The 26,205-nt window shown below is 74.5% G+C and carries 20 protein-coding genes and 5 pseudogenes; 12 read left to right on the top strand and 13 right to left on the bottom strand.

Annotated features, from left to right (window positions below):
* Positions 1 to 60 precede the first annotated feature (60 nt).
* The 7 genes and pseudogenes from WBK50_RS29485 to WBK50_RS35475 form a co-directional block, all read right to left on the bottom strand.
* On the bottom strand, positions 61 to 663 hold the full coding sequence (locus WBK50_RS29485) for a GTP-binding protein (RefSeq protein WP_341338693.1): 603 nt from the start codon (positions 661 to 663) through the stop codon (positions 61 to 63).
* Positions 644 to 1,267: a DUF742 domain-containing protein gene (locus WBK50_RS29480; protein ID WP_341338692.1), complete on the bottom strand. Its 624-nt coding sequence runs from the start codon at positions 1,265 to 1,267 to the stop codon at positions 644 to 646. The genes WBK50_RS29485 and WBK50_RS29480 overlap by 20 nt, the downstream gene beginning before the upstream one ends.
* Before the next feature lie 89 nt (positions 1,268 to 1,356).
* Positions 1,357 to 1,779 carry a roadblock/LC7 domain-containing protein gene (locus WBK50_RS29475; protein ID WP_341338691.1) on the bottom strand — a complete coding sequence of 141 codons (423 nt, stop codon included), beginning with the start codon at positions 1,777 to 1,779 and terminating at the stop codon, positions 1,357 to 1,359.
* 73 nt (positions 1,780 to 1,852) lie between these two features.
* Positions 1,853 to 2,746 (bottom strand): hypothetical protein, encoded by an 894-nt coding sequence (locus WBK50_RS29470; protein WP_341338690.1) that lies wholly within the window; start codon positions 2,744 to 2,746, stop codon positions 1,853 to 1,855.
* 259 nt (positions 2,747 to 3,005) lie between these two features.
* Complete coding sequence (locus WBK50_RS29465) at positions 3,006 to 3,824, bottom strand: hypothetical protein (RefSeq protein WP_341338689.1); 819 nt, start codon at positions 3,822 to 3,824, stop codon at positions 3,006 to 3,008.
* Positions 3,800 to 5,086 (bottom strand): ATP-binding protein, encoded by a 1,287-nt coding sequence (locus WBK50_RS35480; protein ID WP_445942407.1) that lies wholly within the window; start codon positions 5,084 to 5,086, stop codon positions 3,800 to 3,802. The genes WBK50_RS29465 and WBK50_RS35480 overlap by 25 nt, the downstream gene beginning before the upstream one ends.
* Positions 5,087 to 5,581: 495 nt before the next feature.
* Positions 5,582 to 6,490, bottom strand: a pseudogene (locus WBK50_RS35475) (nitrate- and nitrite sensing domain-containing protein); the annotation flags it as partial.
* Positions 6,491 to 7,043: 553 nt separating this feature from the next.
* On the opposite strand from WBK50_RS35475, the gene WBK50_RS29455 reads away from it, so the two are divergent.
* The 3 genes from WBK50_RS29455 (at position 7,044) to WBK50_RS29445 (ending at position 9,430) form a co-directional block, all read left to right on the top strand.
* Positions 7,044 to 8,717 carry a DNA repair helicase XPB gene (locus tag WBK50_RS29455; RefSeq protein WP_341338687.1) on the top strand — a complete coding sequence of 558 codons (1,674 nt, stop codon included), beginning with the start codon at positions 7,044 to 7,046 and terminating at the stop codon, positions 8,715 to 8,717.
* 93 nt (positions 8,718 to 8,810) lie between these two features.
* A complete protein-coding gene (locus WBK50_RS29450) occupies positions 8,811 to 9,008 on the top strand; it encodes a hypothetical protein (protein ID WP_341338686.1) in 198 nt (65 codons plus the stop codon).
* A gap of 86 nt (positions 9,009 to 9,094) precedes the next feature.
* Positions 9,095 to 9,430: a PspC domain-containing protein gene (locus WBK50_RS29445; protein ID WP_341338685.1), complete on the top strand. Its 336-nt coding sequence runs from the start codon at positions 9,095 to 9,097 to the stop codon at positions 9,428 to 9,430.
* 381 nt (positions 9,431 to 9,811) lie between these two features.
* Here WBK50_RS29445 and groL read toward each other — a convergent pair.
* Positions 9,812 to 11,441, bottom strand: a pseudogene (groL, locus tag WBK50_RS29440) (chaperonin GroEL).
* A 225-nt stretch (positions 11,442 to 11,666) separates the two neighbouring features.
* On the opposite strand from groL, the gene moeA reads away from it, so the two are divergent.
* The 4 genes and pseudogenes from moeA (at position 11,667) to WBK50_RS29420 (ending at position 17,513) form a co-directional block, all read left to right on the top strand.
* Positions 11,667 to 12,938, top strand: coding sequence for a molybdopterin molybdotransferase MoeA (gene moeA, locus WBK50_RS29435; RefSeq protein WP_341338684.1), 1,272 nt, complete (start codon positions 11,667 to 11,669; stop codon positions 12,936 to 12,938).
* 497 nt (positions 12,939 to 13,435) lie between these two features.
* Positions 13,436 to 14,152 (top strand): phosphatidylserine decarboxylase, encoded by a 717-nt coding sequence (locus WBK50_RS29430; protein WP_341338683.1) that lies wholly within the window; start codon positions 13,436 to 13,438, stop codon positions 14,150 to 14,152.
* Positions 14,149 to 15,159, top strand: coding sequence for a CDP-alcohol phosphatidyltransferase family protein (locus WBK50_RS29425; protein WP_341338682.1), 1,011 nt, complete (start codon positions 14,149 to 14,151; stop codon positions 15,157 to 15,159). Before WBK50_RS29430 ends, WBK50_RS29425 begins: the two co-directional genes overlap by 4 nt.
* Before the next feature lie 82 nt (positions 15,160 to 15,241).
* Positions 15,242 to 17,513, top strand: a pseudogene (locus WBK50_RS29420) (AAA family ATPase).
* A gap of 55 nt (positions 17,514 to 17,568) precedes the next feature.
* Here WBK50_RS29420 and WBK50_RS29415 read toward each other — a convergent pair.
* Together WBK50_RS29415 and WBK50_RS29410 are read right to left on the bottom strand one after the other, a co-directional pair.
* A complete protein-coding gene (locus WBK50_RS29415) occupies positions 17,569 to 18,366 on the bottom strand; it encodes a LytR C-terminal domain-containing protein (protein ID WP_341338681.1) in 798 nt (265 codons plus the stop codon).
* Positions 18,367 to 18,432: 66 nt separating this feature from the next.
* A complete protein-coding gene (locus WBK50_RS29410) occupies positions 18,433 to 18,741 on the bottom strand; it encodes a DUF3263 domain-containing protein (RefSeq protein ID WP_341338680.1) in 309 nt (102 codons plus the stop codon).
* 163 nt (positions 18,742 to 18,904) lie between these two features.
* Between WBK50_RS29410 and WBK50_RS29405 the strand changes: the two genes are divergently transcribed.
* Positions 18,905 to 19,477, top strand: coding sequence for a peptide deformylase (locus tag WBK50_RS29405; protein WP_341338679.1), 573 nt, complete (start codon positions 18,905 to 18,907; stop codon positions 19,475 to 19,477).
* A 153-nt stretch (positions 19,478 to 19,630) separates the two neighbouring features.
* A complete protein-coding gene (locus WBK50_RS29400; protein WP_341338678.1) occupies positions 19,631 to 20,539 on the top strand; it encodes a S1C family serine protease in 909 nt (302 codons plus the stop codon).
* Between the two features lie 7 nt (positions 20,540 to 20,546).
* Here WBK50_RS29400 and WBK50_RS29395 read toward each other — a convergent pair whose 3' ends face one another.
* Together WBK50_RS29395 and WBK50_RS29390 are read right to left on the bottom strand one after the other, a co-directional pair.
* Entirely contained in the window at positions 20,547 to 21,188 is a 642-nt protein-coding gene (locus WBK50_RS29395; RefSeq protein WP_341338677.1) for a response regulator transcription factor, read from the bottom strand.
* Complete coding sequence (locus WBK50_RS29390; protein ID WP_341338676.1) at positions 21,185 to 22,351, bottom strand: sensor histidine kinase; 1,167 nt, start codon at positions 22,349 to 22,351, stop codon at positions 21,185 to 21,187. The genes WBK50_RS29395 and WBK50_RS29390 overlap by 4 nt, the downstream gene beginning before the upstream one ends.
* Before the next feature lie 119 nt (positions 22,352 to 22,470).
* Here WBK50_RS29390 and WBK50_RS29385 point away from each other — a divergent pair.
* The 3 genes and pseudogenes from WBK50_RS29385 (at position 22,471) to WBK50_RS29375 (ending at position 25,520) form a co-directional block, all read left to right on the top strand.
* Positions 22,471 to 23,153: pseudogene (locus WBK50_RS29385) on the top strand (ABC transporter ATP-binding protein).
* Positions 23,150 to 25,114, top strand: a complete 1,965-nt coding sequence (locus WBK50_RS29380) for an FtsX-like permease family protein (RefSeq protein ID WP_341338675.1) — start codon at positions 23,150 to 23,152, stop codon at positions 25,112 to 25,114. Before WBK50_RS29385 ends, WBK50_RS29380 begins: the two are co-directional and overlap by 4 nt.
* 172 nt (positions 25,115 to 25,286) lie before the next feature.
* Positions 25,287 to 25,520, top strand: coding sequence for an ABC transporter permease (locus tag WBK50_RS29375; protein ID WP_341338673.1), 234 nt, complete (start codon positions 25,287 to 25,289; stop codon positions 25,518 to 25,520).
* A gap of 76 nt (positions 25,521 to 25,596) precedes the next feature.
* Here the strand turns inward: WBK50_RS29375 and WBK50_RS29370 are convergent.
* Positions 25,597 to 26,013, bottom strand: a pseudogene (locus WBK50_RS29370) (nitroreductase family deazaflavin-dependent oxidoreductase); the annotation flags it as partial.
* Positions 26,014 to 26,205 lie beyond the last annotated feature (192 nt).

The raw sequence follows: 26,205 nt of genomic DNA, 5'->3' as shown, positions 1-26,205 counted from the left end.
GCCGACGGAGGACGGCCCTCCCGGGACGTCTGTCCGCGGAGGGCCGTCCGGTACGGCGGGTCAGCGGGCGCCGGCGGCCATCCGGTGCGCCATCGCGTGCTCGACGAGCGCGATGAGCGCCTGCTTGGTCGACTCCCGGTCCCGGGCGTCGCAGGCGACGATCGGGACGTCCGCGCCGATGGACATGGCCTCGCGCACGTCCTCGATGCGGTGCTGGATCAGCCCGTCGAACGCGTTGACACCCACCACGTAGGGCAGGCCGCGGTCCTCGAAGAAGTCGATGGCCGCGAAGCAGTCCGCGAGGCGGCGGGTGTCCACGAGGACGACCGCGCCGATCGCGCCCCGGACCAGGTCGTCCCACATGAACCAGAACCGGTGCTGTCCGGGCGTGCCGAACAGGTACAGGATCAGGTCCCGGTCCAGGGAGACACGGCCGAAGTCCATGGCGACCGTGGTGGTCGTCTTGTTCGGCGTCGCCGAGAGGTCGTCGTGACCGGCACTCGCCTCGGTCATCACCGCCTCGGTGGTCAACGGGACGATCTCGGAGACGGAGCCGACGAAAGTCGTCTTGCCCACGCCGAAGCCACCCGCGACCACGATCTTGGCCGAAATCGTCGCGGTGGAGGCGGCCTGCTGCGGCGGCCTAGAGCCGACGGAGTCCACTCAACACCCTTTCCATCAGTGCGAGGTCCGGCAGGTTGCCGGCGCTGCTCGCGGTCTGGTGAACGGTCACCACGCCGAGACCGGCCATGTCTCCGAGGAGCACGCGCGCCACCCCGAGGGGGATGGACAGCAGCGCGGCCACCTCGGCGACGGAGCGCGGTTCCTCGCAGAGATCCGCGACGGAGCGATGCTCCATCTGGAGCATTCCCAACTTGGCGCGACCCTGCGGACTGGTCGACACCAAGGTCTCGATCGCCAGGTCGAAGCCGGACTTGGTCCGGCCGCGGGTCCAGGCGTAGGGCCGGACCGCGGACGCGCCGATCGGCGCCGCCGGCGGCACCGGCTCGTACGGGACCCGGTCGATCGGGCCCGTCTGGTACATCTCCGGGTCCCGCTCGGGCGGCACGCTCTCGGCCCGCTCGGGCGCCTGGGGCGACCCGCCTGAGGGCGTGCGGGGGCCGTCCTGGACGGCTTCGTCCTCGCGCCGGCGTCCCCACCTGCGCTTCTTGCGTGAACGTCCGGAATCGAAGCTGAATCCGTTCATCACGTCGGCGAACGTCGGCTCTGCGTTCTGCCGCGGCTCGTCGCCGGGACCGTCGGCCATCGGGACCTCACCTGCCTTACGCCGATCGTGACGGGTATTCGTCGTCTTCTGGGGAACGGCGGCGCCCGGGCAGGCGCCGCCGGTGGGAATCAGGGCCCGAACGAACCCTGCAGCTCGGCCCGGAGCTCGGGCGTGAGCAGCTGGCCGACCCGGTCGACGAGCAGCGTCATCTCGTAGCCGATCAGACCGATGTCGCAGCTCGGCGACGCGAGCACCGACAGGCAGGACCCGTCGCTGATGGACATGAGCAGAACGATCCCGCGGTCCATCTCGACGACGGTCTGCACCACACCGCCGGCGTCGAAGCAGCGCGCCGCGCCCTGGGTGAGGCTGACGAGCCCGGACGCCACCGCGGCGAGCTGGTCCGCCCGGTCCCGGGGAAGCCTGTCGGACGCCGTCAGCAGCAGGCCGTCGGCGGACACCACGATCGCGTGTGCCACCCCCGGAACCCGCTCGGCGAAGTTGGTGACCAGCCATCCGAATCGGCTGGGCTGGGACTGTGGTGCCGTCACGCCTGCTCCCCGTTGATCCTCGTCGGACCGGTGCTTCCCGGTGTGGCCGCTCGGTGCGACCGCTCGAGCCCGATCATGACTCCCCTTGCTGTTCTGTCGTGCGCGCCGGGCCGCCGGCCGGCGGGGGTCCCGCCTGCCGACGCAGCCTGCTCTCCCGGCCCTGCCGGACACCCTGCTGGTAGCTGGTCAGTCGGCCGCGGATGACCTCGGCGCTACGGCTGGGTGCCGACGGACCGTCCAGTACCGCGGATCCTGCTGCGCTGCCCGGGACGAGCCGCGCGCGGGGTCGCCTCTTCGGCAGTCCGGCGGTCGTGACCTCGGCCGAACGCTCGGCCTCCGTGACGGTGGACTCCGCCGCGCGCCAGCCCTCGTCCGCCGCGGTGGCGAACTCCTCGTCCCGCTGCGGGCCCGTCCGCTCGGGGAGAGCCGGGCCGCGGCCCGCCTCGGCGCGGGCGCCGACGGGGGCCTCGAGCGGCTGCCGATCCCCGTTGCCGGGCGTGCGACGGGGCAGGCCTGCCGGCCCGCCCTCCGCCGGGCGGCCGAACCGGGCGGGTCCGCCCGTGCGGACCGGACCCTCGGGCGCGCGGCCGGGGCCGCCCTGGTGCGGGCCCGGCTGGAACGCCTGCGGGCCCTGGCCGCGAGCGGCGTCCGGATCCTGGCCGTCCTCCCAGCGCACCGGGACCGCACGGTTCGAGCGGAACCAGGCGGAGGCGATCTCCTCGAAGATCGGCGTGGTCTGGCCCATGTCGAAGCCGGCCTGGGTAGTGCTCGCGGGGCCCGTGAGGCCCGACGGGCCGCCGGCTGCGGGACCCGAGGGCGCCGCACCGAACGGGGCCCCGGGGGGACCGGCGGGCGGAGCGTTGCGCGGGGTCTCGAAGCCGCCGGGCCGCCGCAGCTGGTCGGCGGGAGTTCCCGCACCCGCCACGTGCGGCGCGAAGAGGCTCTCGGCCGGCGCCTGGGCCGCCATGGGGGCCTGCGGGCGACGCCGGGGCAGACCGCCGGGCCCGATCAGCCCGCCACCGTTCGCAGCGCCCTGACCCTGACCGACCTGACCCTGACCGACCTGACCCTGACCGAGACCCTGGCCGCCGGGGCCGTTCTGCCCCTGACCCGGGCCGTTGTGCCCAGGTGCGTTCTGGCCCGGGCCGTTGCGGTCGAGGCCGTTCTGACCCTGATCGTTCCGGGTCCGGCCGCCGTGGACGGGGAGGCCGTCCTGCTCGCGCTCCTCACCCGGCCGGTCCCGGGGACCGGCGAACGCGGAGGCCCCGACGGGCTGCTGCTCGGCCGCCCGGAACGGGCCGGGGCCGGGGATGCCGTTGCCCGGGGCACCGGGTCGACCGGACCCGGGCCCGCCGAAGCCGGGACGACCGGAGCCGGGGCCGTTCGGGCCCGCACCCGGAGCGTTCCGCGTGGGCAGCGGGCCGCCGAGGTTGCCGCTGCTTCCGGGCCCGCCGACACCCGCGCCGGGGAAGTCCGGGAAGCGCTCGTCCTGCAGCTCCGCTGTCCGGGTTCTCGCCGTCCCGGGTGTCGCCGCTGTCGTGGCCGTCCGTCCGGACGTCCTCGGCAAGGGGATCCGGGGCCTCGACCTCGTCGGCGGTCTCACCGTCCGGGAGGTCCCCGGTGGCCCGGTCCTTCTCGGCCGTGTCCTCGCGGCCGCCGGAAGCGGCGGCCGTGGCGGGGGCTGCGGGGGCGATCGTCTCCTGCTCCGTCCCGTCCTCGGCCTCACCGGTCTCGGCGGGGTCACCCGAGCGGGGAACGCCACGGGAGAGCCGACCGGGCTCGCGCTTCGGCAGGCCCTCGAAGGCCGAGCCGCCGGACCCGGAGCCGTTCTGCGACGACGCACCCGGTGCGATGTCGTCCCTGCTCCCGGGCGCGCTTCCGTTCGAGCCGGAGCCGGGGGCGCCGGCGTCGCGGAGGTCGTCGGGGGTGCCGCGCAGCGACTCCACCGCCCAGGACCCGCCCGGGGACTCGATGTGCCCCTCGCCCCGGTCGGCGTCCGTGTCGTCCTCGGTGGCGGCCGTCACCTCGGGGCCGGACTGCGCCACGATCGGGTTGGCCTGGGTGGCGGTGTCGTCGGTGTTCTCGATGTCGTCCGGCCCGGCCGAGGTGCGGCTGCCGTCGGGAAGGCCGCGCTCGGCCGCACCCGTCTCGGCATCGTTCGTGGACGTCTCGTCCCGGGCGTCGTCGGAACGGTCCTGCGAGGCGTCCGCCCGGCCGGGGCCGGGAAGGCCCACGGCGGGACCGGCCGCACCGACGGCGGCGATGCCGCCGAAGGTGGCCTCACCGGGCGCGTCCGGCGTGTCCGCCAGGTCGTCCGGGCGGGAGTCGCGCCGGGTCTTGTCGAACGCGGTGAGCCGCTCGGCCGCGCTGGGCCGCTCGGCCGGGTCCGGCCGCTCGAACGCGTCGAACGGCGACGGCGAGGCGGCCTCCGGCGGCTTGTTACGGCGCAGCGCCGACCCGGGCTTGCGGGTGGGCAGGCCGTTGCTGCCGTTGAGGCTGGACGGCGCCTTCGGCACCTCCGGGGGAACGCCTGCTCGAACGCACCGGCCGGGCTCATCGGCCCGTCGCTGCCCGCGACCAGCGACGACAGCGATCCGGTGCGCGGCGTTCCGTTGACCTGCGGACGGGAGCCGTTCAGGCCGGAGCCGTTCGGGCCCGGCCCGTCGGGGCCGGTGTTCCGGCCGCCCGCCCTCTGCAGGCCACCGCCGGGACGCTCCGGCGTGTTCGGCGTCTGCTGCGGGACCTGCGCCGGGGCCACCGCGCGCTGGGGCGGCCCGGGCTCCGCCGACGGGACGAGCGTCGACGGCACGGTCACCGAGGCCGTCAGGCCGCCGCCACCGGCGTCGATCGGGGTGCCGCCGAGGCGAACGGCCAGGCCGTGCCGGTGGGACAGGCGGCCGACCACGAACAGGCCCATGCGGCGCGACGCGGAGACGTCGATCGCGGACGGGCCGTCGAGGCGCTGGTTGGCCTCGGCGAGCTCGGCGTCCGCCATGCCGACGCCGCGGTCCGCGATCTCGACCAGCAGTGAGCCGTCGTCCAGCCGGATCGTGCTCATGACGACCTGCGAGTCCGGCGGGGAGAAGTTCGTCGCGTTGTCCAGCAGCTCGGCCAGCAGGTGGACGATGTCGCTCGCGGCGCGGCCGGCGACGGTCGCGGAGGGCGGCGGCTGCACGACGATCCGCTGGTACTGCTCGATCTCGGACACCGCGGCGCGGAGCACGTCGACCACCGGGACCGGGGCGATGTTGCGCTTGGCGAGGTCCGTGCCCGCGAGGACCAGCAGGTTCTCGCTGTTGCGCCGCATACGGGTGGCGAGGTGGTCCAGCTGGAAGAGGTTCGAGAGCTGGTCCGGGTCCTGCTCGTTGCTCTCCAGCTGCTCGATCAGCTGCAGCTGGCGCTCGACGAGGGCCTGGCTGCGGCGGGAGAGGTTGACGAACATGTTGGAGACGTTGGCCTGCAGGGCGGCCTGGTCCGCGGCGAGGCGGACGGCCTGCCCGTGCACCGCGTCGAACGCGCGGGCCACCTGGCCGACCTCGTCCCGGCCGCTCAGCGGCACCGGCTCGACGATCGCGTTGATCGCGTTGCCCGTGCGCATGTTCTCGACGGCGGCGGGCAGTCGCCGCTCGGCGACGTCCAGGGCGGACCGCCGCAGGATGCGCAGCGAGCGGATCAGCGAGCGGGCCAGCAGCACGATGATCGCGATGCCGAGCAGCAGGCCGAGCATCAGGATCACGGAGTTGACCCCGGCCTGGTTGCTCGCCTCCTCCTGGGCGGCGGCGCTGTCGCTGGTGAGCTCGTTCTCGACGCCTGCCGCGGCGTTCTCCACGACCTGCGCCGACTGCTGGTAGGCCGCGTTCCAGGCCACCGGGTCCGCGACCACCGGGCGCCCGTCGGCGGTGCCGAGGACCGCGGTACGCAGCTGCTCGCGGGCGACGTTGGCGCCGTCCGTGGCGAAGTTGCCGTAGCGGCCGAGCTGCTCCGGCGTGAGCGAGACCTGGTAGGCGGCGAAGGCCGCACGGTAGGCGGCGTCGCTGCCGGTGACGGCGGTCCGGTCCGGCTCCCGCACCTGCCCCGCGGCGATCGCGCCGCCGATCACGGTGTGCTGCAGGGCCAGCGCCTCGGAGGCGGCGGTGGTGGCGGCGAGCGCGTCCGCCAGGCCGCCGTTCTGCTCGGTCTGCGCCTGCCGCAGCAGGGCGCTCTCGAGAACGTCCGCGCGCTCGATGATGTCCGTGTACTGGTTCAGCACGTCCTCGGCCGGGACGGGCGAGGAGACGGTGGCCGTGCGCAGCACCGGGAGCTGGGTGAACCCGCCCTCGGCCTGCTGCATCGCCGTCGCGGTGCCCGGACCCTGCGCGGCCGGGTCCGCGAGGGCCTGCCGCGCCTTGTCCAGCTCGGCGTCCGTGGCGCCGTCCGCGGCCTCCAGGGCGGCGCGGTCCCCCTTCCGGTTGCCCGCCACGAACAGCACCGCGGCGTCGCGCTCCGCCCGCAGGGCGTCCGCGCTCGCGGCGAGCTGCTGCCTGATCTCGAGCAGCCGGTTCCCCGTGCCGAGGTCCTGGGCGACCCCCGCCTGGTCCGCGATCCGCAGGACCCCGAGGACCAGTGCCAGCAGCGTCGGGACGAGCCCGACGGCGACGAGCTTGGTGGCCAGGTTCCAGTTGCGCGGGTTCAACCGCTCGGACCACGTGGGGTGGCGTTCGGTGCTGGTCACGTCAACGTCTCCCTGATGGTTCCCGACGACCCGGACGAGAGTGACACGCGTGACCGACGGGAAGCGCCCTCACGGCCCTCGCGGACGCCGAGGTGCACGCCAGCGGCGGCAAATGGCCGACAGCGGGTGCGCCGTACACGCCGGACGGGCGGTACGGGACTCGGCAGGTGTCTGCGGGGCCGGGGGAGCGTCGGGTCGATCTTCTCGCGCCTTACTCGTCGGGGACCGGTGGCGGCACGGGGAATTCCGCGAAGCGCGTTCCGGTTCTTCTCGGTGCCGACACGCGGCCGCTGGGGAGGCCGTGTTCGCGCCGGTAACGGATATGATCGTCGTGGCACACGTACGTTCTCTTGTTTGAGCCCGATCACTATAACTCCGGACCGAGCCTCCCCAGGCCGGTGAGGTGGACCACCGGTCGGCCCCCGAGCCGATCTTCCCCAACCCGACCGCTCGTCGCGCGTCGGGTGCCGTCCGGCTCACCGAGAGTATTCGTTGCTGTACCGACCGGTCACCCGCCGGTGACCCGCACACCCCGTCGAAGGGAACCCGTTCCGTGACCGACGGACCTCTGATCGTCCAGTCCGACAAGACGCTGCTCCTCGAGGTCGACCACCCGATGGCGGACGACGCCCGCTCCGCGATCGCGCCGTTCGCGGAGCTGGAGCGCGCGCCGGAGCACGTGCACACCTACCGGGTCACCCCGCTCGCGCTGTGGAACGCCCGTGCCGCCGGGCACGACGCGGAGCAGGTCGTCGACGCGCTGGTCCGTTTCTCCCGCTACGCGGTGCCGCAGCCGCTGCTCGTCGACGTCGTGGACACGATGGGCCGCTACGGGCGGCTGCAGCTGGCGAACCACCCTGCCCACGGCCTCGTCATGACGGCGCTGGACCGCGCCGTGCTCGAGGAGGTCATGCGACAGAAGAAGATCGCCCCGATGCTCGGCGCCCGGATCGACCAGGACTCGGTGATCGTCCACCCGTCCGAGCGCGGGCACCTCAAGCAGATGCTGCTCAAGGTCGGCTGGCCGGCCGAGGACCTCGCCGGCTACGTCGACGGCGAGGCGCACGCCATCGACCTCGTCCAGGACGGCTGGACGCTGCGGGACTACCAGGCCCAGGCGGTCGAGGGGTTCTGGCAGGGCGGGTCCGGCGTCGTCGTCCTGCCCTGCGGCGCGGGGAAGACCCTGGTCGGGGCCGCGGCGATGGCGAAGGCCAAGGCCACGACGTTGATCCTGGTGACGAACACCGTCTCCGGCCGCCAGTGGAAGCGTGAGCTGATCGCGCGGACCAGCCTCACCGAGGAGGAGATCGGCGAGTACTCCGGGGAGAAGAAGGAGATCCGCCCGGTCACCATCGCCACGTACCAGGTGATCACCCGCAAGACGAAGGGTGAGTACCGCCACCTCGAGCTCTTCGACTCCCGGGACTGGGGCCTGGTCCTCTACGACGAGGTCCACCTGCTGCCCGCGCCGGTGTTCCGGATGACGGCGGACCTGCAGTCCCGCCGGCGCCTCGGCCTCACCGCGACGCTGGTCCGCGAGGACGGCCGGGAGGGTGACGTGTTCTCCCTGATCGGGCCCAAGCGCTTCGACGCCCCGTGGCGGGACATCGAGCAGCAGGGCTGGATCGCGCCCGCCGAGTGCACCGAGGTCCGGGTCACGATGACCGAGGCCGAGCGGCTCGCGTATGCCACGGCGGAGGCCGAGGAGCGCTACCGCATGGCCTCCACCGCGCGCACCAAGCTGCCCGTCGTCCAGGCGATCCTGGACCGGCACAAGGGGGAGCCCACCCTCGTCATCGGGGCCTACCTGGACCAGCTCGACGACCTGGGCGAGGCGCTGGACTGCCCGGTCATCCAGGGCTCCACCAAGAACAGGGAGCGGGAGTCGCTGTTCGAGGCCTTCCGCATGGGGGAGATCGACCGGCTGGTCGTCAGCAAGGTCGCGAACTTCTCGATCGACCTGCCCGAGGCGTCCATCGCGGTGCAGGTGTCCGGCACGTTCGGCTCGCGGCAGGAGGAGGCACAGCGTCTCGGCCGGTTGTTGCGCCCGAAGGGCGACGGACGGCAGGCGCACTTCTACTCCGTCGTGTCGCGAGACACCCTCGACACGGAGTACGCCGCGCACCGGCAGCGGTTCCTCGCCGAGCAGGGCTACGCCTACCGAATCGTCGACGCGGACGACCTGCTCGGCCCCGCCCTCCCCGAGATGGACCCCGAGACGGGCTGAGCAGCGACTTCGCGTCCGCTCGGCCGAATCGCGGCCACCCGCCGGAGCGTGCGCGACGGCCGCGAGGGGTGGACACTGGGTCTTCGACGCGACATGAGGAGCCCCGAGATCTCGATCATCGGCTGGATCGTCGTCGCGGTGGCGGCCTGGGTGGTCGTCGCCGTGGTCGTCGCGCTGCTCCTGGGCCGGGTCATCCGGCTCCGGGACCGACAGGTGCCGGGCGACGCCGAGCGCGAGGTCCCGCACCCGCGGCAGTCCGCGCGCACGCCGTCGAAGCCCCCGGGGTCCTGACCCCGGCCGGGGCCGGGGGCGGATCCGGGTCGGGACCGGGGTCCTCCCGGAGGTTCCGGGCTCCGGCGCGGCGCAGTGTGGTGGACATGGACGAGACGACGACCACCACCTCCACGGGCCCGATCACCGACGGCCCGATCCCCGGCGGCCTGACCGACGCCGGCCCGATCACCGCAGGCCCGACTTCCGACGAGCCGGCGGCCCCCGCCGCGGTCAAGGCCGCCGCGCCGGCGAAGAAGCCCTTCCGCCTGCACCGCAGCCGCTCCGACAAGATGCTCGGCGGCGTCTGCGGCGGCCTCGCCGAGAGCCTGGACGTGGACGCGGGGCTGATCCGGATCGGCCTCGTGGTGCTGACGGTGTTCGGCTTCGGTGCCGGCGTGCTGATCTATGCCGCGGCCTGGGCGCTCGCCCCGGTGGAGTGAGCATCAGGCCTCCCGGAACCACGGCGCGGATCCGGCACCGGCCGGAACCACGCTGCGAGCTGGTGACGGGCGGGCGGGGTGTAGGTCCCCGTCCTTCGAGGGGAGGCGGATCCGCCGGACCTCGAGCTGCGCTCGCGCGCCGCGTACCTGCTCGTCACGGGGGGCTGGGCGGCTGGTCGGCCGCCGGGATCCTCGGCACCTCGTGCGGGACCGCCGCAGCCGACGTCGAGGTGATCGTGGCGGGCGGATCGCAGCGGCCGCAGCACGGGCTGCGCGTCCGGCGGGCGCGGCGCCGCCCGCCTCCGGGCCCGGCGAGAACGCCGCGAGGGCGGCACCCTGCTGGGTGCCGCCCTCGCGTGGACGTACTGGGTGGGGCAGGACTCAGAAGTCCATGCCGCCCATGCCGCCGGTCGGGTCGCCGGCCGGAGCGGCGTTCTTCTCCGGCTTGTCGGCGATGACCGCCTCGGTGGTGAGGAACAGGGCCGCGATCGAGGCCGCGTTCTGCAGCGCCGAGCGGGTGACCTTGGCCGGGTCGATGATGCCGGCCTTGACCAGGTCCTTGTACTCACCGGTGGCCGCGTCGAGGCCCTCGCCGGCCGGAAGCCCGCGCACCTTCTCCGCGACGACGCCGCCCTCGAGGCCGGCGTTGATGGCGATCTGCTTGAGCGGCGCCTCGAGCGCGACCTTGACGATGTTCGCCCCGGTCGCCTCGTCGCCCTCCAGGCCGAGGCCCTCGAACAGGCCCGCACCGGCCTGGATGAGCGCCACGCCGCCACCGGCGACGATGCCCTCCTCGACGGCCGCCTTCGCGTTGCGAACGGCGTCCTCGATGCGGTGCTTGCGCTCCTTCAGCTCGACCTCGGTGGCCGCGCCCGCCTTGATGACCGCGACACCGCCGGCCAGCTTGGCCAGGCGCTCCTGCAGCTTCTCGCGGTCGTAGTCCGAGTCGGTGCGGTCGATCTCGGCGCGGATCTGGTTGACCCGGCCCGCGATCTGGTCCGCGTCGCCCGCGCCGTCGACGATGGTGGTCTCGTCCTTGGTCACGACGACCTTGCGCGCGCTGCCGAGCAGCGACAGGTCGGCGGTGTCCAGCTTGAGGCCGACCTTCTCCGAGATGACCTCGCCGCCGGTCAGGATGCCCATGTCGGTGAGCATGGCCTCGCGGCGGTCACCGAAGCCGGGCGCCTTGATGGCGACGGACTTGAAGGTGCCGCGGATCTTGTTGACGACGAGCGTGGCCAGGGCCTCGCCCTCGACGTCCTCGGCGATGATCGCCAGCGGCTTGCCCGACTGCATGACCTTCTCCAGCAGCGGGAGCAGGTCCTTGACGGTCGAGATCTTGGAGGAGACCAGGAGGATGTAGGGGTCCTCGAGCTCCACCTCCATGCGCTCGGCGTCGGTCACGAAGTAGGGCGAGATGTAGCCCTTGTCGAAGCGCATGCCCTCGGTGAGCTTCGAGCTCCAGACCGAAGGTCTGGCTCTCCTCGACCGTGATGACGCCTTCCTTGCCGACCTTGTCCATCGCCTCGGCGATGAGCTCGCCGATCTGCTTGTCGGCGGCGGAGATGGAGGCCGTGGCAGCGATCTGCTCCTTGGTCTCGACCTCCTTGGCGGTCTTCAGCAGCTGCTGGGAGACGGCTTCGACGGCCTTCTCGATCCCGCGCTTGAGACCCATCGGGTTCGCGCCGGCGGCCACGTTGCGCAGGCCCTCGCGGACCAGCGCCTGGGCCAGGACGGTCGCGGTGGTGGTGCCGTCACCCGCGATGTCGTCGGTCTTCTTGGCAACTTCCTTGACGAGTTCGGCCCCGATCTTCTCCCACGGGTCCTCGAGCTCGATCTCCTTGGCGATCGACACACCATCGTTGGTGATGGTGGGCGCGCCCCACTTCTTCTCCAGGACGACGTTGCGGCCGCGCGGGCCGAGCGTCACCTTGACAGCGTCGGCGAGGGTGTTCATGCCGCGCTCGAGCCCGCGGCGCGCCTCCTCGTCGAAAGCGATCATCTTCGCCATGGGGGTGTTGTCCTCCGATTGGGATGACACGAAAGTCTTGTGTCGAGCGGCGCCCGCGACGGACGACCGGCAACCCTGCGCCGGTCTCACCGGCCCGACCTGGCACTCACGCGTGTCGAGTGCCAAGGGCGTTTTTAGCACTCGGGGTAGGCGAGTGCAAGACTGGGTGGCCGGGTCGATCGAGCGATGGAGCCGTCGCGACGGTACTCGCGAAGCTGCGGCAGGATGGTGATCGTGAACGCCGCCGCGCCCGCCCCGCAGCCCGGAACCATCAAGTCCGCTCGGACCGTCGACGAGCACCGGGCGGTGGTCGCGGCCCTGCTGCCGCCGACCGAGGTCGTCGAGGTGCCGGTCGCCGAGGCCCGGGGCCGGGTGCTGGCCGAGGACCTCGTCACCCCGCTCGCCCTGCCGCCCTTCGACAACTCGGCGATGGACGGCTATGCGGTCCGGGCTGTCGACGTCGTCGGGGCCGGCGAGTCGTCCCCGGTCGAGCTCCCGGTGGCCACGGACATCCCGGCCGGCCGGGTCGACGTCCCGGCGCTCGAGCCCGGGACGGCCGCCCGGATCATGACCGGCGCCCCGATGCCCGCGGGCGCGGACGCCGTCATCCAGGTCGAGCTGACGGACGGCGGCACCGAACGGGTCCGGATCGCGGCGGAGCGGCCCGCCGGCACCCACGTGCGCACGGTCGGCGAGGACGTCGCGGCCGGCGTCGTGGCGCTGACCGCCGGCACGGTCCTGGGCGCGCCGCAGATCGCCATCGCCGCCGCGCTCGGCCTGGCGACCCTGCGGGTGCGCCGGCAGCCGCACGTCCTCGTCCTCTCCACCGGCTCGGAGCTCGTCGAGCCCGGCCGGGAGCTGCGCCCCGGCCAGATCTACGAGTCCAACGGGGTGATGCTCGCCGCCGCGATCCGCGACGCCGGGTGCACGGCCGAGCAGCTGCGCAGCGTCGCGGACGACGTCGACGAGTTCCGGAAGGTCCTGCAGGAACGCGTCGCCGAGGGCGTCGACCTCGTCATCACCTCGGGCGGGGTGAGCGCGGGCGCCTACGAGGTCGTGAAGGACGCGCTGACGGGACACGGGGTGGACTTCGTGCGCGTCGCGATGCAGCCGGGCGGCCCCCAGGGTGCCGGCCGCCTGCAGCTCGACGACGGCATCTCCTGCCCCGTGGTCACACTCCCCGGGAACCCGGTCAGCTCGCTGGTGTCCTTCGAGGTGTTCGTGCGTCCCGCGCTGCGAGCCGCCATGGGCCATCCACACCCGGCCCGCCCGGTGGTGACGGCGAAGGCCGGCGAGGACCTCCGCTCGCCGGCGGACAAGCGTCAGTTCCGCCGCGGGGTGCTCGACGCCGCCGACGGCACCGTCCGCGAGGTGGGCAGTCCGGCGTCCCACCTGCTGGGAGCGTTGGCCCGGGCGGACTGCCTGATGGTCCTGCCCGAAGGGCTGGACGCCGTCCGTGTGGGCGACCCCGTCGAGGTCTGGCTGCTCGACGGGTGACCCGTCAGGGGTAATCGCACCACACGTCGCCCGGAAAGTGGTACAGATCACAGTCGCTCGGTGCAACACTGCAACGCAGCGAAGCGTCTTAGCTTGTGAGTGTTCGGCCAATCGGTGCGCATCAGCGGCATCTCCGCCATTGATCTGGACGTTGGGTCGACTGCTGGGGATACTTTCAACTGAGGAGGGGCAACCACTCCTCGCAAAGGACCCACCGCCCGTCGCTGGGGAGCGGACGAGCGGTTCCAAGGCCGGGGTCGTCGTCTCGGGGGATGGCGGCTCCGGCCCTTTGCGTGTCCGGGGCCCTTTCCGTTCCCGGAGCCCTCTGCGTGGCCGGGGCCTTTCCGCGGATCCCGGGCAGGTCCTCCGCGAATCGGACTCCCGTTACTCCTGGCCCATCCGCCCCGCGTAGCGTGGCGGCCGCCCATCCGACCGCGTGGTACCGCCATGGCGGTGACCCGGGTCGGGCGCCGGCCGACGAGGAGCAGACCCGCCACATGCCCGAGACCGGGACGTCCCTGAGTCACATCGCCGAGCTGGTCCGCGCCGCGGTTCCGCCGATGCATCCGGGCGGACGGCCGATCGTCGCCGGCGTGGGAGTCACCGCCGCAGCCCTCCGCCTGCTCACCGGCCGCGGGGGCGGTCTCGGCCTGCTCGCCACGCTGGGCACCGCAGCCTTCTTCCGGTCCCCGCACCGCACGCCCCCGCCGCGCACCGGCGTGGTCCTCGCGCCGGCCGACGGCACCGTCGCCACGATCGCCGAGGTCGTGCCGCCGGACGAGCTGGACCTCCCGCGCGTGCCGTGCCCGCGCGTCAGCGTCTTCCTGTCCGTCCTGGACGTGCACGTGCAGCGCGTCCCCGCGCACGGCCGGATCCGCGAGGTCGAGTACCGGCCCGGCGCCTTCCTCTCCGCGGACCTGGACAAGGCCAGCGAGGACAACGAGCGCAACTCCCTCGTGCTCGACACCCAGGACGGGCACGCCGTCGGCGTCGTCCAGATCGCCGGCCTGCTGGCGCGGCGGATCGTCTGCGAGGTCCGGGCCGGGGACGAGGTCGCCGCCGGGGAGACCTACGGGCTGATCCGCTTCGGCTCCCGCGTCGACACCTACCTCCCGCCCGGTGCCTCCGTGGAGGTGGCCGTCGGGCAGCGGACGATCGGCGGCGAGACCGTCCTCGCGGACCTGTCCCCCTGCGCGCCGAGGCGGGATCGGTGACACGGCCGGACGGCCCGTACGCCGCGGGCGTGCGGCTGCTGCCCAACGCCGTCACCGTCCTCGCGCTCTGCGCGGGACTCTCCGCCGTCCAGTTCGCGCTGGCCGGACGGTTCGAGCTGTGCATCGCCGCGGTCGGCGCGGCCGCGCTCTGCGACGCGCTGGACGGCGGCCTGGCCCGCCTGCTCGACGCCAGCAGCCGGATCGGCGCCGAGCTGGACTCGCTCGCGGACCTCGTCTCCTTCGGTGTCTCGCCCGCGCTTGTCCTCTACATCTGGGCGCTGCAGGGCAACCGCTTCGGCTGGGTCGTCGCGTTGGTGTTCGCGGTCTGCATGGCGCTGCGCCTCGCCCGGTTCAACACCCTGATCGACGACGTGGACCAGCCCCCGTTCGCCAAGCGCTTCTTCATGGGCGTCCCGGCGCCGGCGGCCGCGCTCACCGCGGGCGTTCCGCTCTACCTGTGGCTGCACTTCGGACCGGGCTGGTGGTCGTCGCAGATCACGGTGGCGCTGTGGGCGCTGCTCGTCGCAGGTCTGATGGTCAGCCGGCTCCCGACGCTGTCGCTGAAGAGCGTCCGGGTGCAGCCCCGCCTGATCGCCCCGCTGCTGGTGCTGGTCGGCGTGGTCGCGGCGATCCTGCTCACCGCCCCGTTCCTCGGGATGGCGCTGATCGCGGCCGGGTACGTGGCGCTGGCACCGGTCACGTTCCAGCGGTACCGCTGGCTGTCGAAGCACCCCGAGGCATGGGGTGTCCCGCCGCGTGAGCGCCGGGCCGTCGCCCGGGCCGCGCGCTCGGCCCGCCGGCTGGGCCTGCGCCCACCGCTGCGACGCCGGGTCGCCGGGCGGGCCAGCGGCGTGATGCGCGCGGCGGTCCGCCGCCTCGGCCCGGACGGCGGATCCCCCCAGAACAGTGCCCCGAACGGGACGGGCCCGAACGGGACCGGCCCGCGTCCCGGCGGCCAGCCGGTACCGAGTGCGAACCGGCGTCGGCCGGGGCTCCGCCGTCGCTGAGCGGGGCCGTCGCCGAGCGGGCCGTCGCTGAGCGGGCCGTCGCTGAGCGGGCCGACGCCCGTCACCACGCGGTCGATACCGTGTGCCGGTGCCCGTGATCACCCTGGTCGCCCGCCTCGCCACCTCCGCCCTCGACGCCCGCCGGGGCGTGGTACGCCTGCACCCGGAGGTGCTCGACGCCCTCGGCCTGCGCTCCTGGGACGCGGTCACCCTCACCGGGACCCGGGAGACGGCCGCGCTCGCGGTGGCCGGTGAGGCCCGCGGCGCCCCCGGCCACGCCCGCCTGGACGACGTCACGCTCTCCAACGCCGGGCTCACGGACGGGTCCTCGGTCGTGGTCGAACCGGTCGAGGTCACCCCGGCCCGACGAGTGGTCCTCGCCGGATCGCGCCTGGTCCGGGCCGCGGTGACGCCCGCGACGGCCCGGCTCGCCCTGCTCGGCAAGGTCCTGACGCCGGGCGACGCGGTGTCCCTGCTGCCCCAGGACATCGCGCCGCCGCCCGGCGCGGACGTCCCCGGAACCCGCCGGACGCTGGCGAACGCGATCGGCGGCGTGTGGACGAGCGAGCTGCTCACGGTCGCCGCCGCCGAGCCCGCGGGGCCGGTCTCGATCTCGCCCACGACCGTCGTCGGCTGGGTCGACGGTCCGACGACCGCGGACGCGCCCACCGCGTCGTCCCGCGCCACCGCCGCCCCACATGCCTCCGCGCCCGCCGCCACCGGGGCAGGCCCCACACCCGCCGCACGGCCCGCACCCGCGCCGCCGGCGGAACCGGCGCTCCCGATCGACGACCTGATCGGCAACACGGCGGCCGCGCGCAAGCTCGTGGAGTGGCTGGAGCTGACGTTCGCGCGTCCCGAGCTGCTCGTCCGGCTCGGCGGCACCGCACGGCTGGGGGTGCTGGTCACCGGGCCGGAAGGATCCGGCAAGACCACGCTGGTGCACAGCGTCGCCGCCGCGACCAAGGCGCGGTGCGTCGAGCTGAACGGGCCGTCCGCGGGGGCGCTCGAGCCCGCGTCGGCCGCGGCACGGGTCCAGGAGGTGCTGACCTCCGCCCGGGCCGCCGCGTCCGCGGACTCGCCCGTGGTCCTGCTCGTCACGGACGTCGACGCGCTGCTCCCCGCCGCGACCGCGCCGCCGCTCGCGACCCTGGTGCTGGACGCGCTGCGCGAGACCGTCGGGACGCCGGGGCTCGCCCTCGTCGCGACGACGGCGGCACCCGAGGCCGTCGATCCCCGGTTCCGGGCCCCTGACCTGGCCGAACGCGAGCTGGGACTCGCGCTCCCCGACCACCGGACCCGGGCGGAGCTGCTCCGCAGGCTGCTGCAGGACGTGCCGCTGGCCGAGGACGTCGACCTGGCCGAGATCGCGGAGCGGACCCCGGGCTTCGTCGTGGCGGACCTGCTCGCCGTGCGGCGGGAGGCGGCGGTGCAGGCGGCGCTGCGGCAGAGGCTCCGGCGAGGATCCGAAGATCACCCAGCGTGACCTGCTCGACGCGGTCGGGGGCACCCGGCCGATCTCCATGTCGTCGACGGAGACGCTGCAGACCGGGGGCATCACGCTGGACCAGGTCGGGGACATGGCCGAGGTCAAGCAGGCCCTGACCGAGGCCGTGCTGTGGCCGCTGCGCTATCCCGACTCGTTCGCCCGGCTCGGGGTCGCCGCCCCGCGCGGAGTGCTGCTCTACGGGCCGCCGGGTGGTGGGAAGACCTTCCTGCTCCGGGCGCTCGCGGGCTCCGGCGCGCTCAACGTGTTCGCCGTGAAGGGCGCGGAGCTGCTGGACAAGTACGTCGGCGAGTCCGAGCGGGCGGTGCGCGAGCTGTTCCGCAAGGCGGCGGACGCCGCCCCCTCGCTGATCTTCCTCGACGAGGTCGACGCGCTCGCCCCGCGCCGCGGCGGGTCCACGGACTCTGGGGTGGCGGACCGGGTGGTCGCGGCGCTGCTCACGGAGCTCGACGGGGCGACCCCGCTGCGGGACGTCGTCGTGGTCGGGGCGACGAACCGGCCCGAGCTCGTCGATCCCGCGCTGCTGCGCCCCGGCCGGCTCGAGCGGCTGGTGTTCGTCCCGCCGCCGGACGCCGAGGCGCGGGCGGACATCCTGCGGGCGGCGGGCCGCAACATCCCGCTCGCCGAGGACGTCGACCTGGACGCCCTCGCCGTGGAGCTCGAGGGCTACTCCGCCGCGGACTGTGCCGCGATCCTGCGCGAGGCGGCGCTGACCGCGATGCGGGAGTCCCTCGACGCCACGGAGGTCACCGCCGCCCACCTGGCGGCGGCCCGCCGCGCGGTCCCGCCGTCGCTCGACCCGGAGCAGGTGGCGGAGCTGGAGGCCTACGCCGCGCGCCGCGCCTGACCGGAGGCCGGGGCCGTTCGCTGCCCTACCGGGCGGCGCTGCGGCGGTGCTCTCCCTACGAGCTCGCGGCGTACTTGTAGTCCTTGGTGAGGATGACGATCAGTCCGGGTGTCGCGTCCTGGATGCCGGCGAACCGGGGTTCGGCGCGCATCCCGAACTCCGCCGCGAGCCGCTCGGCCGCGGCCTGCTCGGCGGTGCCCGGACGGTAGTAGACGGTCGTCGTCGGGATGACGCCGTCGGAGTAGTTGCGGCTCTCGGTGACCGTCCAGCCGGCGCGGCGGAAGTCCTCCGCGGCCTTGGCGGCGAGGCCGGCGATCGTGCTGTTGTTGTAGACGCGCAGCGGTTCCCTCGGCGCAGCGACGACCGCGCCCGAACCACCGGCGCCTCCGGTGCCACCCGCGCCGGCGCTGCCCTGCTGGGCACCGGCGCCTCCGGTGCCGGCCGCGCCGGACCCGGTTCCACCGGAACCCGTGCCGCCGGACCCGGTGCCGCCGGAACCCGTGCCGCCGGACCCGGTACCGCCGGTGCCGGACCCATCGCCACCGGTGCTGCCGGGCCCCGACCCCTCGATGCCGGTTCCGCCGCCGGCCGCGCCGTCACCGGTGCCCGACGAGCCGTCGGTTCCGGGGGCGGGGGCGGACGGCAGCGCGCCGGGGTCCGTGATCCCGGGAGCGGACGTCGGAGCGGTCTCGGAGCTGGCGGTCGGCGGCGCGGCGACCGTGGGGTCGTCGTCGCCACCGCCGGTGGCGATGGTGGCCACGCCGATGACCGCGGCGATCACGCCGACGCCGATCAGCGCGAGACCACCGAGCCTCAGCGGCGACGGTCCGCCGGACGGGGCGGGTGCGGTCACGGCTGTCCTCCCGATCGGGTCGTGCGGATCCGGCCTGCGCGGATCACGGCAGGCCCGATCATGGCGTCACCAGGGCTCGATGCCCAGCCGACGCGCCGCGCGGGTGCGCTGCCGGCTTGCGCGCAGCCTCCGCAGCCGCTTGACGAGCAGGGGGTCCGCGGCGAGCGCCTCGGGCTTGTCCACCAGGGCGTTGAGCACCTGGTAGTAGCGCGTGGCGGACATGTCGAACAGCTCGCGGACGGCCTGTTCCTTGGCGCCGGCGTACTTCCACCACTGGCCCTCGAAGGCGAGGATCTCCCGTTCGCGGCGGTCCAGCTCGCGGAGCGGGTTGCCGGTGGGAGCGGCGACCCCACTGGGTTCGGTGGCGGACTCCATCACGCTCCTCGAAAAGCCGGAGACGGCGGAATGACAGGTCTGTCGTTCCGGGCGGCAATTGAACCACGGGGGTCCGACAGGAACGGGCCGGACGCGCCACCCCGGAAGGTGAATCGGGCCCCACGGACGAGGGCCGGCCGAGGGCGTTCACTATCGTCGGAGCGTGACCGTCCGCCCCATCCGCATCATCGGTGATCCCGTCCTGCACACCCCCACCAGGGTGGTCGAGACGTTCGACGAGGATCTCCGCACGCTCGTCGACGACATGTTCGAGACGATGGCCGCCGCGAACGGTGTCGGGCTCGCCGCGAACCAGGTGGGCGTGGACCTGCGGGTGTTCGTCTACGACTGCCCGGACGAGGTCGCCCAGGTCATGCGCCGCGGGGTCGTCGTCAACCCGGTGATCGAGGACTCGGGCCGGCCGACGACCATGCCGGACCCCGACGAGGACGACGAGGGCTGCCTGTCGGTCCCCGGCGAGCAGTTCCCGACCGGGCGCGCGGACTGGGCCAGGGTCACCGGGGTCGACGTCGACGGCGAGCCGGTCAGCGTCGAGGGCACCGGCTTCCTGGGCCGCTGCCTGCAGCACGAGGTCGACCACCTGGACGGGTTCATCTACATCGACCGCCTCGTCGGACGGAACCAGCGGGCGGCGAAGAAGGTGCTCAAACGCCATGGCTGGGGCACGCCGGGCCTGTCCTGGGACCCGGCCGCCCAAGAGGCCGAAGAGGTGTGACCCGGGCGCCCGGCCGCATCATGGAGCCACGACGCTGATCCCGGGCGCGCTCCGTCGCGTCGCGGGTCCCTGACGCGGACCCGGGAGCAGGGGAACACCACGCCCGACCTGGTCGTTGCAACATCTGCAACGGTGTAACCAGGGAGGCCCGGCATGGACGAACTGGATGCCTACTCCCGCACGGTCAGCGCGGTCGCGGCGGAGCTCATCGGCAGGGTCGCGGCGGTGCGGATCGGTCGCGGCAGCGGCTCGGCGGTGGTGATCGCCCCCGGTGAGCTGCTCACGAACGCGCACGTCGTCGGGGACTCCCGGAGCGGCCGGGCCGATTTCGTCGACGGCGAGCAGGTGCCCTTCCGCGTCGCCGGCGTCGATCCGCTGTCGGATCTCGCGCTGCTGCGGGCCGACGACCGCGGCGCCCTGCCCGAGTCCGCGCGGCTCGGGAACGCGGACGATCTCGTCGTCGGCCAGCTCGTGGTCGCGGTGGGGAACCCGCTGGGCCTCGCCGGATCCGTCACCGCCGGCGTCGTCAGTGCGCTCGGCCGCTCGCTGCCCACCCGCAGCGGCAATGCCGGCCGGGTGGTCGAGGACGTCATCCAGACCGACGCCGCGCTGAACCCCGGCAACTCCGGCGGCGCGCTCGCGGACTGGCGCGCCCGGGTCGTCGGGATCAACACCGCGGTCGCCGGCACCGGGCTCGGCCTGGCCGTCCCGATCAACGCCACGACGCTGCGGATCGTCGACGCCCTGCGCACGACAGGCCGGGTCCGCCGGGCGTACCTCGGTGTGGTCGGCACGCCCGCCCCGGTCCCCGCGGCCGTCGCCGACCGCTACGGCAGGCGCAACGGGCTACGGCTCGCCGAGGTGGTCACGGGCAGCCCCGCCGCGGCCGCCGGGCTGCGCCGCGGGGACCTCGTGCTCGACGTCGGCCGGGCCCCCGTCGAGGACGCCCAGGGCATCCAGCGACAGCTGTTCGGGGATGCCGTCGGCGTGCCGCTGCCGGTGACCGTCCTGCGCAACGGGGCGATGGTCGACGTCATCGCCGTCCCGACCGAGCTCGGCTGACCCGTCCTCAGGCGACCAGGCCGTTCTCCCACGCCCACGCCGCGACCTCGACCCGGTTGCGGGCGTCGAGCTTGGTGTGGACGTTCGCCAGGTGTGTCTTCACCGTGGACAGGGAGACGAACAGCTCCGCGGCGATCTCGTTGTTCGTCCGGCCGCGGGCGACCGCGCGCACCACGTCGAGCTCGCGCGGGGAGAGCGCGCCCTCCGCCCCGCCGCGGCGCAGCGGGGCCGGCGCGGTGAGCTGCTGGAGCAGCCGCACCGTCACCGACGGCGAGACGAGCGCGTCCCCGGCCGCGGCGGCCCGCACGGCCTCGACGAGCAGCCGCGGCCCGGCGTCCTTGAGCAGGAACCCGCAGGCCCCGGCGCGCAGCGCGCCGTAGACGTACTCGTCGAGGTCGAACGTCGTGACCACGACGATCCGCGGCGGCGCCGGGTCCGCCGTCAGCGCGCGGGTGGCCTCCAGCCCGTCGAGCTCGGGCATGCGGATGTCCATCAGGACGACGTCCGGGCGCAGCGCGCGCGCCTTCGTCACGGTGTCCGCCCCCGTGCCGGCCTCGCCCACGACCTCGATGTCCCCCTCGGCGGACAGGATCAGCCGGAACCCCGTGCGGACCATCTCCTGGTCGTCCGCCACCAGCACGCGGATCATGCGACGCCGCCCGTCAGCGGCAGCCGGGCCGTCACGGCCCAGATGCCCGGGCCCGTCGGCCCGGCGTGCAGGGTCCCGTCCAGCGCGGCGACCCGCTCGCTCATCCCGGCGAGCCCGAAGCCGCTCTCACCGCCGATCGCCCCCGGAGCCCCCGTCCGCACGCCGTCGTTGCGCACTCCCACCACCAGCATCTCGTCCCGGATCCGGATCTCGATCTCGACGGCCGACGCCGTGGGGGCGTGCCGCCGAACATTGGTCAGAGCCTCCTGCACCACCCGGAACCCGGTCGCGGCCACCCCCGCCGGCAGCACCGCGTGCTCGAGCCCGGGATCGGTCTCCAGCCGGACGAGCCGGGCTTCGGGGTCGAAGCGGCGCACCATCTCCGTGACGTCGGCGAGGTCGGCTCCGGGCGTCCGCGCGCCCTCCTCCTGCCCGCGCAGCACCCCGACCATCCGGCGCATCGCCGTGAGCGCCTCGCCGCCGGCGTTCTCGATCGCGAGCAGCGCCTTGTCGACCTCCTCCGGCGACGTCCGGGCGACGACGGCCGCGGCCTGGGCGGCCACGACGATGCCGGTGACCTGGTGGGCGACGACGTCGTGCAGCTCCCGGGCCAGGTCCATCCGCTCGGCGGACCGGGCGTCCGCCAGCTGGTTCCGGCGCCGGGCCTCGTTCTCGCGGATCACCAGGCCGACCGCGATCGTCGCGCCCCAGCCGAGCGCGGAGAGCATCGTGAACGCGCTCCGGGCGGTGCCGAGGTCCGCCCGGAACGCGGCCGAGCCGACGAGGGCGATCACCGCCGCGCCGCACACGGCCAGCGCCGTGCGGTCCCCGGCGCGGCGCAGCGCGGCGACGGTGACGACGGCCAGCGCGAGCTGTTCGGTGAGCGCCATCGAGGGCACGCCGGCCACCAGGGACCCCAGCGTGATCAGCACCGAGAGCCCGTAGGCGAGCGCGGCGACCCGCAGGACGTCCACGTCGTCGCGCCGGCGCAGCAGCACGACCGCCGCGATCAGGGCGCCGACGACCGGGGTCGCGAGGCTCGGCCAGCCCCGGTCGACACCGAGGGTGGCGACACCATCGACGAGCAGCCACAACACGTAGGCCAGCACCTCGGCCGTGAGTCCGGCGTGCCGGACGAACCGGGGGAGGGCGGGGCGGGGCACGGGCCGAGCCTAGGACGGCACCCCTGCCGTCCGGCCTCGGCCGAAAGGACGAGTCACCCGACGGAGATCGTCCGTTCACCCGAGGCACGCGCCCGCCCGCTCACGCGACGGTGATCGGCATGAACAACGCTCCCATCCTCTCGGGGTCGCGGCTGACCAAGCGGTTCGGCGCCTCGACGGTCCTGTCCGACGTGAACGTGGCGGTCTCGCCCGGCGAGACGCTCGCGATCACCGGCCCCTCGGGCTCGGGCAAGTCGACGCTCCTGCACTGCCTCGCCGGGATCCTCCGGCCGGACGAGGGTGTCGTCCGGCTCGGGGCGGAGCGCGTCGACACGCTGTCCGAGGGCGCTCGCACCGCGCTCCGCCTGCAGCGCATGGGCTTCGTGTTCCAGTTCGGCCAGCTGCTGCCCGAGCTGCCCGCCGTGGAGAACGTCGCGTTGCCGCTGATGCTGGGCGGGGTCGCGCGGCGCGAGGCCGTCCGCCGCGCGGCGGCGTGGTTCCCCTCGCTGGGCCTCGCCGGCCTGGAAGCCGCCGGCCGGGGCAGCTCTCCGGCGGACAGGAGCAGCGCGTCGCGATCGCCCGGGCGCTCGTCGCCGAGCCCGCGGTCGTCTTCGCGGACGAGCCGACGGGCGCCCTGGACAGCGCGACCGGGCGCAGGGTCGTCGAGCTGCTGTGCGGGCTGGCGGTGCGCACCGGGACCGCGCTGGTGGTCGTGACCCACGACCCGGACGTCGCCGCCGCGTGCCACCGCACGGTGGCGCTGCGCGACGGCCGGGTCGTGCGGGCCGAGGTGCCGGCGTGATCGGCCTCGCCCTCCGGCTGCTGCGCCTCGGCGGCCGTCGCGCCTGGACGTCGGCCGGGTTGGTCGGCGCGGGCGTTGCCGTCGCGACCACCCTGCTGACCATCGCGGTCGGTGCCCTGCACGGCCTCGACGAGCGCGAGTCCCGCACGGACTGGCGCACACCCGCCGTCGCCGCCGCGGACCCCGTCGCGCAGCTTCGGCTCCGCACGGACTCCGCCGCCGGCCGGCCGATCACCCAGATCGACCTGGTTGCCCCGGTGGCGGCCGCGGCGCCGCCGCCCGGGCTGCCGCGCATGCCCGCACCCGGGGAGGTCTGGGTCTCGCCCGCGCTGGCCGAACTGCTGGGCACGCTCCCGGCCGACGAGCTGGCCGCCCGCTATCCCGGGCCCGCCACCGGCCTCCTCGGCGAGGCGGGCCTGCAGAGCCCGGACGAGCTGGTCGCCGTGATCGGCCGGCCCGCGGGCGACCCGGTACTGACGGTGCCGGGGAGATCGGACGTCGTGCCCGTCGCGGGATTCGACGTGCCTCGGCCGGCCGGGCGGGACTTCGCGATGACGGACGTCTACCGGCAGCTGACGATCGTCGCCGTCGCGCTCGTCGTGTTCCCGGTCGCCGGGCTGCTCGGCGCGTCGGCGCGGTTGTCCGCGGCCCGGCGCAGCGAGCGGTTGGCGACGCTGCGCCTGCTCGGTGCCTCGGTCCGGCAGGTGACCGTGGTCGCTGTCGCCGAGGTCACGGCCGTCGCGGCGGTCGCCGCGGTCGTCGGGGTGCTGCTGGAGTGGGCGCTCTCGCCGCTGGTGGCGATGATCCCGCTGGCCGGTGGCGGCTGGTTCGCCGCGGACGTCCGGCCGGGGCTCCTCGCCTGTCTCGCGATCGTCGCCGGGGTGGCGCTGCTGGCCACGGCCTCCGCGGTCGGCGGGCTCCGGCGGGTCGTCGTCGGCCCCCTCGGGGTGGTCCGGCGGCAGCGGGCGCAGGGCGCACGATGGCTGCGCCTGCTGGGCGTGGTCGCCGCGCTGGTGGTCCTGCTCGTGGTCAACGCCGCGACGAACGTCGTCTCCGTCGACGCCGTGGGGATCGTGTTCGTGGCCGCGGTCCTGGCGATGTCCGGGGCGGTCGCGCTGATCGGGCCACTGGTGGTCCGGCTGCTCGGGGCGCGAATGGCCGCCGGTGCGCGCTCGGTGCCGGGGCTGCTGGCCGGCCGCCGCCTGCTCGACGACCCCAGGGGCGCGTTCCGTCCGCTCGCGGGGCTGACGCTGGCCGTGTTCGTCGCCGGGTTCCTCGCGCCGATGACCTCCGTGGCCGCCGGCGCGTCCCCGGCGGACGGCGCGGCCCTGCAGATCACGGCGCCGGCCGGGGCAACGGGGCTCGAGGGCGCGACACGCGCCCGGCTCGCCTCGATCGGGCTGCCCGCCACGGTGACCGCCGTGGACGACCCCCGGGACCGGGTCGACCTCACCGTGCTCCCGGCGGACCCGGCCGAGCTCGACCGTGCCCGCACGGCACTCGACGGCCTCGTCCCCGGCGCGGTCGTGCAGACCGAGGCCGAGCAGCGGCACGAGGAGACCGTCCTCGTCGGCGACCTGCAGCGCGGGGCGCTCGTCGTGCTCGTCGCGGCGTTCGTCGTCGCGGCGACGGCCACCGGCACCGCCGCGGCCGCCCGGGTCCTGGACCACCGGCACACCCTGTGTCTGCTGGCGCTGGCCGGCACCCCGCTCGACGCGCTCGACCGGGCCCGGCGCGCCGAGACCCTCCGTCCGCTGGGGGTCAACGGCGCGATCGCGCTGGTCCTCGGCCTGCTCTGCGCCACCCCGGTCGTCGCGGCCGCGAAGGCCCTCGAACCCTCCGGGCTGCTGACCCTCGTCGGCGTGCTCGTGGCCGGGGCCCTCCTGATCCTCGCCGCCACCGCCGCCAGCCGCCCGCTGCTCCGTTCCGTCACCGCTCCCGACCAGGAAAGAAGCCGATGAACCTGCCGACGACCCGCGCGCGCCGCAACCCCGCGCTCCGGGCGGCGCTGGACCGGGGGCTCGCCGGGCGCCCCGGTCACCTACGCCGCGGACCTGGAGCGAGAGGTGGCCTCGGCGGTCGACGCGGCACAGGCCGTGGCTTCGGGCTGGTCGGGGCTTCGGGCCGGTCGGGATGACGCTGCTGGTGGCGATCGTCGGGGTCGGCGTGACGCTGACGCTCCCGGTCACCGAGCGCACCCGGGAGACGGGGCTGCTCCGCGCCGTGGGGCTGACCCGCGGTGGGGTGCGGGCGATGGTCTCGCGGGAGGCCGCGCTCGCGGGGGTCGCGGTCGCGGTGCCGGCGGCCCTGGGCCCGGCGGTCCGGGCGTCCGGGACCCCGCGGATCCGGGCGCTCGCCGGCGCCTGACCCCAGGGTTGCCGGACAGCCGCTCCCACGCCGGGAACGGCGTGGGAGCGGCTGTCCCGCCCCGGCGGGGCCGGGCTCAGCTCGCGGGCTCGAGCACGAAGACGGGGATCTCCCGGTCCGTCTTCGTCTGGTACTCCGCGTAGGACGGGAAGGCCGCGACGGAGCGGTCCCACCACGTCTGGCGCTCGTCGCCGCTCAGCTCGCGGGCGACGTAGTCCCTGGTCACGGTGTCGTCCTGGAGCTTCAGCTCCGGGTTCGCCTTGACGTTGTGGTACCAGACCGGGTGCTCCGGGGCCCCGCCCTTGGACGCCACGATCGCGTACGCGCCGTCGTGCTCGACCCTCATCAGCGGCACGTAGCGGTACTTGCCGCTCTTCGCACCCTTCATGGTCAGCAGGATGATCGGCATCCCCTGGACCTTGATGCCCTCGGTCGTCCCCGACTCGAGGATCTTCTCCGTCTGATTGCGGACCCAGCCCTCGGGGCTGAGCTCACCTGTGTGTCGGCCATGTCCGCAGTGAACCCCATTCGCGGTGTGACCATTCCTCCCGGGCGGGTGAGTGATCATGTCCCGCCGACTACCGTCACGGGCACAGGACCAGAACGCGGGAGCTCGCACGTCGGCGGGCTGAGAGGGCGGCCAGGGCCGCCGACCGTGGGACCGGCCGGGTAATGCCGGCCAGGG

It is taken from the genome of Pseudonocardia sp. T1-2H, assembly GCF_038039215.1.
In the GTDB taxonomy this organism is placed as follows: Bacteria; Actinomycetota; Actinomycetes; order Mycobacteriales; family Pseudonocardiaceae; genus Pseudonocardia.
This window is presented reverse-complemented; position numbering and strand designations above follow the sequence as displayed.